General features: G+C 68.2%; 17 protein-coding genes and 1 riboswitch. Of the genes, 11 read left to right on the top strand and 6 right to left on the bottom strand.

Annotated features, from left to right (window positions below; genetic code table 11):
- The first annotated feature begins 104 nt into the window (after window positions 1–104).
- Together QH196_RS24600 and sigJ are read left to right on the top strand one after the other, a co-directional pair.
- A complete protein-coding gene (locus QH196_RS24600) occupies window positions 105–767 on the top strand; it encodes an IclR family transcriptional regulator (protein ID WP_280418232.1) in 663 nt (220 codons plus the stop codon).
- Between the two features lie 247 nt (window positions 768–1,014).
- Window positions 1,015–1,959, top strand: coding sequence for an RNA polymerase sigma factor SigJ (sigJ, locus tag QH196_RS24605; protein ID WP_280418190.1), 945 nt, complete (start codon window positions 1,015–1,017; stop codon window positions 1,957–1,959).
- A gap of 14 nt (window positions 1,960–1,973) precedes the next feature.
- On the opposite strand, the gene QH196_RS32390 is transcribed toward sigJ, so the two are convergent.
- The 4 genes from QH196_RS32390 to QH196_RS24625 form a co-directional block, all read right to left on the bottom strand.
- Window positions 1,974–2,114 carry a hypothetical protein gene (locus QH196_RS32390; RefSeq protein WP_348538105.1) on the bottom strand — a complete coding sequence of 47 codons (141 nt, stop codon included), beginning with the start codon at window positions 2,112–2,114 and terminating at the stop codon, window positions 1,974–1,976.
- A gap of 110 nt (window positions 2,115–2,224) precedes the next feature.
- On the bottom strand, window positions 2,225–3,163 hold the full coding sequence (locus QH196_RS24615; RefSeq protein ID WP_280418192.1) for a sigma-70 family RNA polymerase sigma factor: 939 nt from the start codon (window positions 3,161–3,163) through the stop codon (window positions 2,225–2,227).
- A gap of 10 nt (window positions 3,164–3,173) precedes the next feature.
- On the bottom strand, window positions 3,174–4,364 hold the full coding sequence (locus tag QH196_RS24620) for an NAD(P)/FAD-dependent oxidoreductase (protein ID WP_280418193.1): 1,191 nt from the start codon (window positions 4,362–4,364) through the stop codon (window positions 3,174–3,176).
- A gap of 183 nt (window positions 4,365–4,547) precedes the next feature.
- Window positions 4,548–4,781, bottom strand: coding sequence for a hypothetical protein (locus QH196_RS24625; RefSeq protein ID WP_280418194.1), 234 nt, complete (start codon window positions 4,779–4,781; stop codon window positions 4,548–4,550).
- A gap of 18 nt (window positions 4,782–4,799) precedes the next feature.
- On the opposite strand from QH196_RS24625, the gene QH196_RS24630 reads away from it, so the two are divergent.
- Window positions 4,800–5,456 carry a hypothetical protein gene (locus QH196_RS24630; RefSeq protein ID WP_280418195.1) on the top strand — a complete coding sequence of 219 codons (657 nt, stop codon included), beginning with the start codon at window positions 4,800–4,802 and terminating at the stop codon, window positions 5,454–5,456.
- 90 nt (window positions 5,457–5,546) lie between these two features.
- Here QH196_RS24630 and QH196_RS24635 read toward each other — a convergent pair whose 3' ends face one another.
- Entirely contained in the window at window positions 5,547–5,864 is a 318-nt protein-coding gene (locus tag QH196_RS24635; RefSeq protein ID WP_280418196.1) for a hypothetical protein, read from the bottom strand.
- Window positions 5,865–6,179: 315 nt separating this feature from the next.
- On the opposite strand from QH196_RS24635, the gene QH196_RS24640 reads away from it, so the two are divergent.
- The 8 genes from QH196_RS24640 to QH196_RS24675 all read left to right on the top strand — a co-directional run bounded on the left by QH196_RS24640 (window position 6,180) and on the right by QH196_RS24675 (window position 10,728).
- Entirely contained in the window at window positions 6,180–7,073 is an 894-nt protein-coding gene (locus QH196_RS24640; protein ID WP_280418197.1) for a helix-turn-helix domain-containing protein, read from the top strand.
- The gene (locus QH196_RS24645; RefSeq protein WP_280418198.1) at window positions 7,073–7,279 is read left to right on the top strand and encodes a DUF397 domain-containing protein; all 207 of its coding nucleotides are present in this window, start codon (window positions 7,073–7,075) and stop codon (window positions 7,277–7,279) included. The genes QH196_RS24640 and QH196_RS24645 overlap by 1 nt, the downstream gene beginning before the upstream one ends.
- A 269-nt stretch (window positions 7,280–7,548) precedes the next feature.
- A riboswitch (Fluoride riboswitch) is annotated at window positions 7,549–7,635 on the top strand.
- Between the two features lie 17 nt (window positions 7,636–7,652).
- On the top strand, window positions 7,653–8,138 hold the full coding sequence (locus QH196_RS24650; protein ID WP_280418199.1) for a fluoride efflux transporter FluC: 486 nt from the start codon (window positions 7,653–7,655) through the stop codon (window positions 8,136–8,138).
- Window positions 8,135–8,500, top strand: a complete 366-nt coding sequence (crcB, locus tag QH196_RS24655; protein ID WP_280418200.1) for a fluoride efflux transporter CrcB — start codon at window positions 8,135–8,137, stop codon at window positions 8,498–8,500. The genes QH196_RS24650 and crcB overlap by 4 nt, the downstream gene beginning before the upstream one ends.
- A gap of 14 nt (window positions 8,501–8,514) precedes the next feature.
- Window positions 8,515–9,039: a universal stress protein gene (locus QH196_RS24660; protein WP_280418201.1), complete on the top strand. Its 525-nt coding sequence runs from the start codon at window positions 8,515–8,517 to the stop codon at window positions 9,037–9,039.
- Window positions 9,040–9,336: 297 nt separating this feature from the next.
- Complete coding sequence (locus QH196_RS24665) at window positions 9,337–9,666, top strand: ArsR/SmtB family transcription factor (RefSeq protein WP_280418202.1); 330 nt, start codon at window positions 9,337–9,339, stop codon at window positions 9,664–9,666.
- Window positions 9,666–10,352 carry a cation transporter gene (locus QH196_RS24670; RefSeq protein ID WP_280418203.1) on the top strand — a complete coding sequence of 229 codons (687 nt, stop codon included), beginning with the start codon at window positions 9,666–9,668 and terminating at the stop codon, window positions 10,350–10,352. The genes QH196_RS24665 and QH196_RS24670 overlap by 1 nt, the downstream gene beginning before the upstream one ends.
- 25 nt (window positions 10,353–10,377) lie before the next feature.
- Window positions 10,378–10,728, top strand: coding sequence for a DUF3703 domain-containing protein (locus QH196_RS24675; protein WP_280418204.1), 351 nt, complete (start codon window positions 10,378–10,380; stop codon window positions 10,726–10,728).
- Window positions 10,729–11,063: 335 nt separating this feature from the next.
- On the opposite strand, the gene QH196_RS24680 is transcribed toward QH196_RS24675, so the two are convergent.
- Window positions 11,064–11,690: a winged helix-turn-helix transcriptional regulator gene (locus QH196_RS24680; protein ID WP_280418233.1), complete on the bottom strand. Its 627-nt coding sequence runs from the start codon at window positions 11,688–11,690 to the stop codon at window positions 11,064–11,066.
- Window positions 11,691–11,698 lie beyond the last annotated feature (8 nt).

Raw genomic sequence — 11,698 nt, forward strand, 5'->3', positions numbered from 1 at the left:
ATGAAGGCTAAGTGTCCGCCCTCACAGAAGTCAAGAAGGACGAGATGAACCACAGCACGGCGCCGGCCGGCGAGCGCACGCCCGCCGTCGAGCTCGACTCCGGAATGTCGAAAACGCTGCACCACGGACTGGCAATCCTCGAGGTGCTCTCCCGCCATCCGCACGGGCTGTCGACCAGCGATCTCGCCGACGCGGTCGGCGTGCACCGGACGGTCGCGCACCGGCTGGTCCGCACCCTCGAGGCCCATCGCCTGTGCCGCCGGGACGACACCAAACGGGTCACGCTCGGCACGGGCCTGGTCACGCTGGCCGAGCCGGTGGAACAGGATCTGCGGACCGTGGCCCGGCCGGTGATGGAAGACCTCGCCGAACGAACCCGCGCCACCGTCCACCTGGTTCTCCGCGAGAGTGCGTCCGAGGTGCGCGCGCTGGTGGTCGTGGAACCGCGCAACGCCGAGGTCCATGTGGCGTTCCGGCCGGGTCAGGTACACGCCATCGACCGAGGGTCGGCCGGGTTGGCCATGCTGGCCGCCCTGCCACCGTCCCCCGGCGAACGCCCGGAGGTGGAGGCGGCCCGCAACCGGGGATACGCCGTCACCCGTGGCGAGGTCGTCTCCACGGTGTACGGCATCTCGGCCCTGATCCCCCGCCGCCGCGGCGCGCCGCTGTCCTCGATCGGCATCTCGGTATTCGAAATCGACGACGAGCGCGCGCTCGCCACCGCCGTCGCCGAAGCCGCCCGGCAGCTGGGCACACTCCTGCACTGACGCAGCCGAGGCCAGCGGATTTCGCGTTGCGTGCCGACGGCAGCCGACGCCTGATCGAACTCGGCGACGGTCAAGTCAGCGATCGGCCGCGCACGATGGCGCCGGAACGCTCGCCGCCCTGCACGGCAAGTCGCCCCGGCAGCGCCCGGAGGCACTGCGTCAGGCAACCAGTGACCGGACATGGCCCAGACCTGCGGGCCGCAGAGGTGGCTGGACTCGGTCTGCGGGCATGGTCGACGATGTAGTGATGTCACTCAGTTCGCATGAGGCCGATCTCTTCGAGGGATTGCGGGGACGGTTCGAGGCGATCGCCTACCGGCTGCTGGGGTCGGCCGGGGATGCCGAGGATGCGGTGCAGGAGACGTTCCTGCGCTGGCATGCGGCGGACCGGGAGTTGATCGAAACACCCGAGGCGTGGCTGACGAAGGTCCTGACCAACCTCTGCCTCAACCAGCTGACCTCGGCGCGGGCCAGGCGGGAAACCTATGTGGGCCAGTGGCTTCCGGAACCGGTTCTGGCCGGTGACCCGATGCTGGGTCCCGCCGAGACCGTCGAGCAACGCGAATCGGTTTCCTTGGCGATGCTCACGCTGCTGGAACGGCTGTCACCGAAGGAGCGCGCGGTGTATGTGCTGCGTGAGGCGTTCGGCTATCGACATGGGGAGATCGCGGAAATTCTCGATATCGGCGAGGCGAACTGCCAGCAGATCTACCGGCGCGCAAAACAGCATGTGACCACCGAGCGGCCCCGTACTCCGGTGGACGAGGCGACCGCGCAGAAAATCGTCGAGGAATTCCTGACCGCCGCTCTCAGTGGCGATACCGAACCCCTGATCCGGTTACTCACCGGCGATGCGGTCAGCATCGCCGACGGCGGCGGCCGGGTGCCTGCACGCCGGGGCCCGGTGCTCGGCGGCTTCGCCATCGCCCGCTACCTGAGTGGCCTGTTCCGGCCGACCGATGCCAGACGGGCATACCTCGGCGGCGGATTGTCCTTCTACGGCGTCACCGTCAATGGCGGCCCGGCCCTGCTGGCCGAGGTCGGCGGACAGGTTCTGGGCATCTTCTCCCTCGACCCGGTGCCCGGCGGCATCGAGGCGGTCCGCATCCAGGTCAACCCGGACAAACTGGTTCGGCTCCAGCGGCGATGGGCTACCACGGCCCCTCATCGCCCGTTCCCCGTGGAGTGGTGATCCGGCGATCGGGTTCACGGATACGGAAGGACCTGCCCGCCTTGCTGGTGCAGTAGTACCGACATCGACGCGATCTCCTGCTGCTGCCCGTTGACCATCGAGAGTGAACGAGTCCGGACGGCGGGCACGGCGCTGCGCTCCGCGGCTGCCGCCATTTCGATACCGCCCTGATGGTGACGATCATGAAGTGCAAGAGCAGGATTTCGCGGACACGACCCGACGACAGCGCCCCGAGGGCCGACCGGCTCGAGGGAAGCGTTTCTGTTCACCAGTTTTCGAGGACAGGGTCGGGATGCTCCGTGCGTTGCCACTGCGCGGTGAGGCGACCCAACCGGTGCGCGGCAGCCATTCCGCAGACGGCCGCGACCTTGTCGTCGTCGCGGACCTCCAGCACCACCACGCCCACCACCCGGTCCTCACTGACCGCGACAATGGCCGGGTCACCGTTCACGAGACCCGCGTGGATGGACAGCGGTGCACCGACAAGCCGGCGCTTGGCCGCTGTCGGTTTGAAGCCCGCACGCAGGGTGGTCGCGATCCGGCGGGGTGTCGTCAAGAGCTGGAGCTTCGCGGCGAGCCCCGCGCCGTCGGAGATCGCTGTCGCGTCATCGGTCAGCAGGGCGACCAGATGCTCGGTGCGCCCGGAGGAGGCGGCGGCGACGAAGGCCTCCACGATCCGGCGGGCGGACGCACGGTCGGCGGCGCCGGCGTGGCGCCCGGCGGCGATCCGCTGCCGCGCCCGGTGCGTATGCTGCTGGCTCGCCGATTCGGAGATGTCGAGGATCTCGCCGATCTCGGTGTGACTGTAGGAAAACGCTTCGCGCAGAACGTAAACGGCGCGTTCGACCGGGGACAGCTGCTCCATCAGCCGCAGCACCGCCAGGGTTACCGATTCGCGCTGTTCGACGGTATCGGCCGGCCCCAGCATGGGGTCGCCGTCCAGCAGCGGTTCGGGGAGCCAGGTGCCGGCCGCGCGTTCGTGCCGGGCGCGCGCCGAGCGCAGCCGGTCCAGCGACAGGTTGGTCACCACCTTGGTGAGCCAGGCCTCTGGGATTTCGATGCGGTCGCGGTCGGCGGCCTGCCAGCGCAGGAACGCATCCTGCACGACATCCTCGGCGTCGGCGGCCGACCCGAGCAGCCGGTACGCCAGCGAGGCCAGCCGGGATCGGCCGGCCTCGAAGCGTTCCACGGTGGCAGTGTCCACGATCGCCACTTTAGGCCGCGACCTCCTCGTTGCGCCGCTGCGGCACGTCCGCGAGATGATGCCTGCGGGTGGGCCGGCCGTAGGTCGGGTGGCGCAGGCTCCACGGCCCCCCGGTCAGAATGGCGGCCTTGACCCGCGCGGCGGGGCGGCCCCGCAGCGCCCAGGACTTCGACCGCTCGGCAGCGTCGACGAGCTGGAAGATCCCGTCTTTGCGGCCGAGGCTGATGTGGTTGCCCACGTACGACAGCGAGGTCTCGGGTGCCTTGCGGCCGGTGAGGTCGCCGATGATCGCGGCCACGGCCTGCATGGCGGTGAAGCCCGCCGACGCGCAGGACATCGGCAGTGGCCGGCCGTTGTCGCGGATGGCGAAAGCGCTGTCGCCGGCGGCATAGACGCCCGGATGCGATACCGAGCGCATCATGCGGTCCACCCGGATCCGCCCGTTCTCCTCGACCGCGAGCCCGCTGGCGGCGGCCACCGGATGCACGGCGAATCCGGCCGCCCAGACGGTGGCATCTGCGGGCAGAACAGTGCCGTCGGCGGCGACAGCGTACGACTCCCCGACCCGCTCGATAGTGGTGTGCTCATGCACGGTGATCCCGAACCGGTCGAAGGCCCGCAGCAGGTGCCGCCGGGCCGAGGGCCCGAGCCAGCCGCCCAGCTCACCGCTGGTCGCGAGGGTGACCTGCAGGCCGGGCCGGGATTCGGCGAGTTCGGGGGCGGCCTCGATCGCGGTGAGATTGCCGCCGACGACGAGCACCGTCCCGTTACCACCGAGATCGTCCAGACGCTGCCGCAGTCGCAGCGCCGACGGCCGCCCGGCCACATGGAAGGCGTGCTCGTCGGCACCCGGCACACCGTGGTGGGCGGCGGTGCTGCCGAGCGTGTAGAGAAGGGTGTCGTATTCGAGCCGGTCTGTTCCGTCTGCGCCGGTCACAGTGACGGTCCGCCGTTCGGCATCGACCGCGTCGACCCGCGCCACCAGCAGCCGGATGCCGGTACCCGCGAACATTTCCGACAGATCGTGCCGGCGCAGTTGCTGGCCCGCAGCGAGCTGATGCAGGCGCATCCGTTCGACGAAATCCGGTTCGGCATTGACGACGGTGATCTCGACCTCGTCGCGATGCAGCCGCCGCGCGAGCAGTCCGGCGGCGTAGGCGCCGGCGTATCCGGCCCCCAGGACCATGATGCGGTGCTTCATTACGGTGCTCCTGTCCGGTTCGCGTGAACCTCTCGTTCGTTCGCGTGCCCTCTGAACGGGGCAGCGACCGGATTCCTGACAGGATCAGACGGTGATGTGGATCACTATTTTCGCGTGCCGCCGCGGAGCCGGCCGCGCGTGCCCCGCAGCCGAGGCATATCGCCCGTCACCACGGCCGTATCGTCACCGCCGGAAGACCCGCCGCGCCCACGCGCGCAACCGCACACCGCGCGATTCCGGTTCGGGTGTCTCGGCGGTCTCCGCAGCCGCCACCGCCTGGGCGAACCGGACATGTAACTGCTCGCGGACCTGATCCGGTGTGTAGGCCCGGCGGCGCCGCTCGGCGCGCACCACCACCACACCGGTGGCCACCACACCGGCCGCTCCCGCCAAACCCAGCACCTTCCACCACCTCATACCGCTTAGGCTACTTGTATGGCGGGTACGGGCATCGATCTCGAGCGGGCTGTCGAGATCACCAGAACGGGCGATATCTGGCTGTTCCGTGGACATTCCACGGCCGACCGGATGATCAGGATGACCACCAACAGCCCGGTCAACCATGTCGGGATGGCCGTGGTGATCGACGATCTTCCGGCCCTGATCTGGCATGCCGAACTCGGCCGGTCACTCACCGATATGTGGTCGGGCACCACCCATCGCGGCGCCCAATTGCACAACCTGCGCGACGCAGTGATGGTGTGGGCCAACAAGTACGGGCAGCAGGCCTGGCTGCGCCAGCTCGATCCCCCGGCCACTCGCAAGATGGAGGACGGTGTGCTGCGCACCGTCGCCCGGCTCGACGGCACCCCCTTCCCCTCGACCGCCGCCCTCGCCGGCCGCTGGTTCCGGGGCCGGATCCAATTGCCGCGCCGCCGGCCCCGCAAACCCGATGCGCGCCAAGTCGAAAACGCCTACTGCGCAGAGATCGTGGCCGCCACCTACCAGGCAATGGGCCTGCTACCGGAGGATCGCAGCCCCGACTGGTACGACCCGGGCCGATTCTGGAGCGGCGACCACCTGCGCCTCACCGATGGTCATACGCTCGGCGGCGAGGTCGCGGTCGACGTACCGGCCGAAACCACGAGCTGACCGACCCGGCCCGGTAACGCTGCGGCCAGAACACAGCCCACAGCAGCACTCCCAGCGGCAACCCGATGGCCACCACCAGACCGAACTCCCTCACCGCCGATCCAGATCGACCACAGGCCAGCGATACCCGAGCGGATAGACCCGCATAGGCGTGACGAGAGCAGCGATATCGGTTATCGCATGGCGCACCGCATCGGCATGCGCGAACGAGGGAACCACGACCGCCACTGCGTCGTGTTCCATTACGGCCCCACACAGAATGAGCGCGGTGGCCAGCGGGCCGGTGTCGAGCCGGACCGTCCACACGATCCGGTACCCGTGCCGCTCGGCAACCCGATGGATATCCGCACCGTCGCCGTACACATCGCGCCGCTCCAGCCCGATCGCCTTCGGCACCTCGCCGTCCATCTATCCCCTTCCGGATCCAACCGCTGGAAGCACCCGGAACCGGGGCCGGGACCGCACCACCCAGCAACGATGCTCCTCGACCGTGCCGGATGTCCCATCGGCGAAGTCAGCTGCCGCGGGCTTTCCCGGTTCCGGGTGCGGCATGAGTACACACGCGGAACCCCCTTCTGGACAGCCCATTTGGGCGATCCCGACAGGTTCGCCCAATTGCACAGCAAACCGTCCGCAGCGCGGGCACAATGCAATCCAGCACGACCCGCCAGGCCATCCACGGAACCGACCGTGCGCCACCCAAAATCAGGGGGACGAAGCCATATGGATAAGATCCCGACCACCATTCCGCGCCGCCAGCTCGGGCGGCGTCTCCGCAATATGCGACAAGAAGCGGGGATGTCGATCCAGGACGCCGCCCGGCTGATCGAACGAGGCGCGGGCACCGTGCAACGCCTCGAAAAAGGTGAGGCCAACCGTATCCGAATGCTCGATATCCAGGCGCTCTGCCAGATCTACGACGGCATGGACCAAGTGGACGAGCTGGTCGAACTCGCGAAGGTCGCCGCGAGCGGAGACGGCGCGGGTGGGCTGTGGCTTGGTGCGGACGGACTCTGGCAAAACGAGCACCGCCCGGCCATCCGCGCCGACTTTGGGCTGTACGTGAGCTTGGAAGTGGCGGCAGCGAAGCTGACGGTGTACCGGCCCGACATTATCGACGGGCTGTTCCAAACACCTGCCTACGCACGAGCACTGGATGCACTCTACTTCCCGGACGCCGAGTCGGAAGAACTCGACCAACGCACGAATATACGACTGAACAGGCAGCGCATCATCACCCGGCGGCGCAACCCGGTCGAAGTCGACCTACTGCTCGACGAGAACGTTCTGCGCCGAGTCGTCGGCCACGCGGAAGTCATGCGCAGGGCGCTGCGCCACCTCGCAGACCTTCCCGCGAACGTCGCCGTCAGAATTCTGCCATTCTCCAGTGGATATCCGGGTGGCATCGCGCCGGGCCCGTTCACCTTGTTGGACTTCGACCGAGCGACCGGTGAACCAGCCACCGTGTTCGTCGAGAATTTCGCCGGAAACATATACTACGACCGGCCGGAGACCGTCGCCCGCTATCGAGACGCACACGAGGCACGCAAGCGAGTAGCGTTGTCCCAGGCCGACAGTAAACAAGCGCTTCGGCGGATAGCCAGGGAGTACGAGTAGTGAAGATCGACCTGTCCGGAGCCCGGTGGTTCAAGAGCGGTCACAGCAGCGGGGACAACGCGTGCGTAGAGGTCGCGCACCTCGACAGCGGCATGGTCGGTGTCCGCGACTCCAAGAACCCGACCGGGCCGGCATTGGTCTTCACCCCTGGCCAGTGGGACGCATTCCTGACCAGCGCCACCAACACCGAGTTCGATCGACCGTAGGACCGCACCGCCGGTTTTGTAGAGTTTCAGAACTTGTAGCGGACCTCAAAATGTTTTCCGGTGCCGCGGCGGTTGCGACCCAGGTTTGAGATTCGACACCCTCTGCGTGGTTTCCGATGGCAACTGACGTCGGTAACCGCAGCGCCGGTACGCGTCGAATCTCTAGTGGGACTACCGGCCGCTCATTCTCGGCCGCGAATCCCCAGCAGATTGCAGGCGTACTCGATCGCTACCAGGTCACCTCGTGTTCGGGGATCGCTGCCGGTTAAGCTGTCAGCGGCGATGGATCTCCGCCGAGACGCCCCTGAGGTGTCTGAACCGCCTCATGTTCCGGGGCTGATGGTTCCTTCCCTCTATGGAAGGAGTCTGTCTTATGGCCGAATATCTGGATCCGGCTCCGCGCATCGTTCCCGACTCCTCGACCACTGTGGACACCCCGCTGCATCTGCGGGTGGGGGCGGTCGTGTTGGTCGGAGTCGGCGGGTTGTCCGGGGCCCCGCTGCGCTATCAGCTCGGTGTGTGGTTTCCACACGCGGCGGGTGGGTGGCCGGTCACGACGTTCGTCATCAACATTGCCGGTGCGCTCGCACTGGGGTGGCTGCTGGAAGGGCTGACCCGGCTCGGGCCCGATGACGGCTGGCGGCGGCGCGCTCGGCTGGGTGCGGGTACCGGGTTTCTCGGGGCATTCACCACCTACAGCACTCTGGCTGTGGACACCGGTCTGCTGCTACGCGGGCACCATTGGTCGACCGCGACAACGTATGCGGTGGGCACGGTGCTGGCCGGACTGGTGGCCACCACCACGGGTATCGCGGCAGGTTCGTGGACGCGGTCGCAGCGGGCGGAGGGTTCGAGATGACCACGGTGTGGATCGCGATTGCCGGCAGCGCCGGCGCGATGGCACGGTTCGTGCTCGACGGGGCGATAAAGCATCGCCGCACGTCACAGTTCCCCTGGGCCACGTTGATGATCAACGTGACCGGTTCGTTCCTCCTCGGGGTCGTCACCGGCGTGGTGCTGTTCCACGGTGCCGCCCGCGACCTCGAACTGATCGTCGGTGTCGGGTTCTGTGGTGGGTACACCACCTTCAGTACCGCCAGTTTCGAAACCGTGCGCCTGATCCAGAACCGGCACTACACGGCAGCAGCCGCCAACGCGTTCGGCAGCCTGCTGATCACACTCGGGGCCGGCGGCGCCGGGCTGGCCCTCGCCGGACTATGAGGAGGCTGGAAGCGATGACCGAACATCAGGACCGGACACCCGCTGCCGGGAACTGGCGGGCCCCGCAGCGCATCGACGGACCGACTTCCCCCACAGCAGCCCGCACTCACCTGGTCGTCGGGTTCGACCGCCACCCGGCCGGCCACGCCGCCCTGACCTACGCCCTCGGCCTCGCCACCCGGATCAGCGGGTTCCTGCACGTCGCACATATCGTCGACACCGACGATCTGCCGATCGACCCCGACGCCGCGGACTGGGAACAATCGGTGGCCGCCGCGGTCGAGCAGGAACGCCGCGACGCCTGCACACTGCTGGAGGACGCAGCGGTCCCCTGGGCCTACTACAGCCGCCCGGGCCGCCCCGCTCAGCTGCTGGCCGGGCTCGCCGACACCCACGACGCGGAGATGATCATCATCGGCACCTCCCGCGGCGGGGTGGTCTCGCTGCTCGAGCGCATGCTGGGCGAATCGGTCTCCACCAGCCTGGTCCACCACGCCCACCGCCCCGTCCTGTTGGTCCCGGCCCCCGGCGGGGCGTGAACTTCCAGTTCGACACCAGCGCGGAGGGCAGGTTGATGGTGTGCCTGTTCCCAGCGCCTATGCCGAGGTTCTCGATGCCTTCGCCGATCGGGTGCAGGCCTGCATAGGTGGTGGGCGGTGACCGGCTGCCGAGTTCCGGCCCGACCGCTGGGACGTCATCGGCGCGATCACCCGTCTGACCGGGGGGCAGGATGTTCATGCACGCCTGCGCGGCGCCTGAGGCCTACACCGCATCGCCTATAAAACCTTGAAGGTTCATCGTTTTCTGAATACAGAACTCGATGTACTGTTTATGGCGTGGAGACCGCTGTACACACCGACGCCCTCGCCCGGTTCGGGCACGCCCTGTCCGACCCGACCCGCACCCGGATCCTGCTGAGCCTGCGCCGAGCCCCCGGTTACCCGTCGGAGCTGGCCGAACAGATCGGGGTGACCCGGCAGATCCTGTCCAACCACCTCGCCTGCCTACGTGGGTGCGGGCTTGTGGTCGCGGTGCCCGAAGGCCGGCGCTCCCGCTACGAACTCGCCGATCCCCGGATCGCCGCAGCATTGGCGGACCTACTCGGCCTGGTGCTGGCGGTCGACCCTGCCTGCTGCCCGGACGCCGTGACCGAACACTGCTGCTGATGGGTTCGCGGGAAACAACGGTCACGCACCCGGGGGTGGGCACCACCCGCCGTGACGTTCTGGCGCGGCGGATCCGCTGGTTCGTCGCCGCGACGATCACCTACAACGTCATCGAGGCAGCCATCGCGCTCACCGAAGGCACCCGGGTGTCCTCCACCGCATTGATCGGCTTCGGACTGGATTCGGTGATCGAGGTATCTTCGGCGGCCGCGGTGGCGTGGCAGTTCGCCGGCCGCGATCCCGAGAAGCGAGAGAAGGTCGCGCTGCGGATCATCGCGTTCTCCTTCTTCGCTCTGGCCCTCTACGTCACCGTCGACTCCCTCCGCGCCCTGTTCGGCGTCGGCGAAGCCCAGCATTCGACGATCGGTATCACCCTGGCCGCGGTGAGCCTGGTGATCATGCCGGTGCTGTCGGCCGCACAGCGCCGCGCCGGCCGCGAACTCGGATCCGCCTCCGCGGTATCGGATTCGAAACAGACCCTGCTGTGCACCTACCTCTCGGCAGTGCTGCTGGCCGGACTGCTGCTCAACAGCCTGTTCGGGTGGTCCTGGGCCGACCCGCTCGCCGCCCTGATCATCGCCGCCATAGCGGTCCGGGAAGGTATCGCGGCCTGGCGCGGCGACCCCTGCTGCCCCCACCCGGCCGAGCTCACCGAAAAATCCACCGGCCACGACTGCTGCGATTGAACCGCCCATACCGGAAGGACCCGCCATGCCCCGCCTCCCCGCGGCCGCCCGCACCGCCTACCACGACGAAATGCGCGCCGCCCGAACCGACGCCGATACCGCGCAACGTTGGCTGCACCTGGAACGCGCGCACATCTTGTCCCAACCCGACCCGTGGCTGCACACCGGCAACCACATCGCCATGTTCACCCTCGCCCTCCGCCAACGCGACCGCCGCGAAGCCCTAGGCCAGGTCCTCCGGATCGTGGTCGCCGCCCCCGCCTCCCTGACCGGCCGCTTCCCCGAAGGCAACACCGGCCGCGCCCGAGTCGGGCTACGCCGGCCGATGTCCACGCCCCCGGACCTCGCAGCACTACTACAACCGGCCGCCGCCTGACCACCGAAAACTCAGGAGGTCGACCAGAGCCCGCCTCGAGACTCACTTGCCTCGCCGGCAGGCCGCCCCTCAATCCTGTGCGGCCAGAGTGTCCAAACGCTCCGCTCGCCGGGTTTCGTGCGGGGCGGCCATCGTGAGGTAGACCAAGGGAAACCCGCGCAGTGCAGGCCTTTCCGTGCATCGAGATCCAGCAGCAGGTCCACGGCGGGTCGTCCCATCAGGTTCGTAAGGGCGCGATCGTGCTGACAAGTGATTCGTCGCAGGTCGCCAGGAGCCGAGTTCCAGCGCAATCTTCAACGAGCCACTCTCCCCGAGCGGCCGCCAGAGCCGCCCTATCAGGCGGCCAAGACGGCGCGGACCACGGACTCGTCGCCGTCGATCTCGACCAGCCCGGCGGCGAGGGCGTCACTCAGCGAGAGGGCGCCGGCGGCGAGGCCGAGGACGTAGGCGGGATCGGCGCGGAGGGTGGCGCCGAGGTCGCCGCCGTCATGCGGACCGACCTCGAAACCGGAGGTCGTCGCACTGATTTGGAAGCGCGGGCCACCGATCTCTAGACCGATGGTCGCGGAGACCCGGTTCTCGACCCGGGCGTCGAGCAGAGCTGGCACAGCGAGCGCCAACCACTCAGGACGGAAGGCGTCGCTGCCGGGGCCGCGGGCCATCAACGGGGCGGACCAGCGGATCAGGCTCTCGATCGGCCCGCGCAGCTCGGCTCCCCACGGTGTGAGGGCGTACTCCACCACGCTCCCCTGGCCGGTCAGCCGCCGCTCGATCACGCCTGCGGCCTCGAGGTCTCGGAGCCGGTCCGCGAGCAGGTTGGTCGCGATACCGGGGAGGCCGTCGATCAGGTCCCGGTAACGGGCGGGGGCGATGAGGAGCTGGCGGACGATGAGCAGATTCCACCGATCGCCCACCACTTCGAGTGACCGGGCGAGTCCGCAGTACTGGCCGTAGCTACGCATCATTTTCC

The sequence above is a fragment of the Nocardia carnea genome (assembly GCF_029868325.1).
GTDB lineage: Bacteria > Actinomycetota > Actinomycetes > Mycobacteriales > Mycobacteriaceae > Nocardia > Nocardia carnea_C.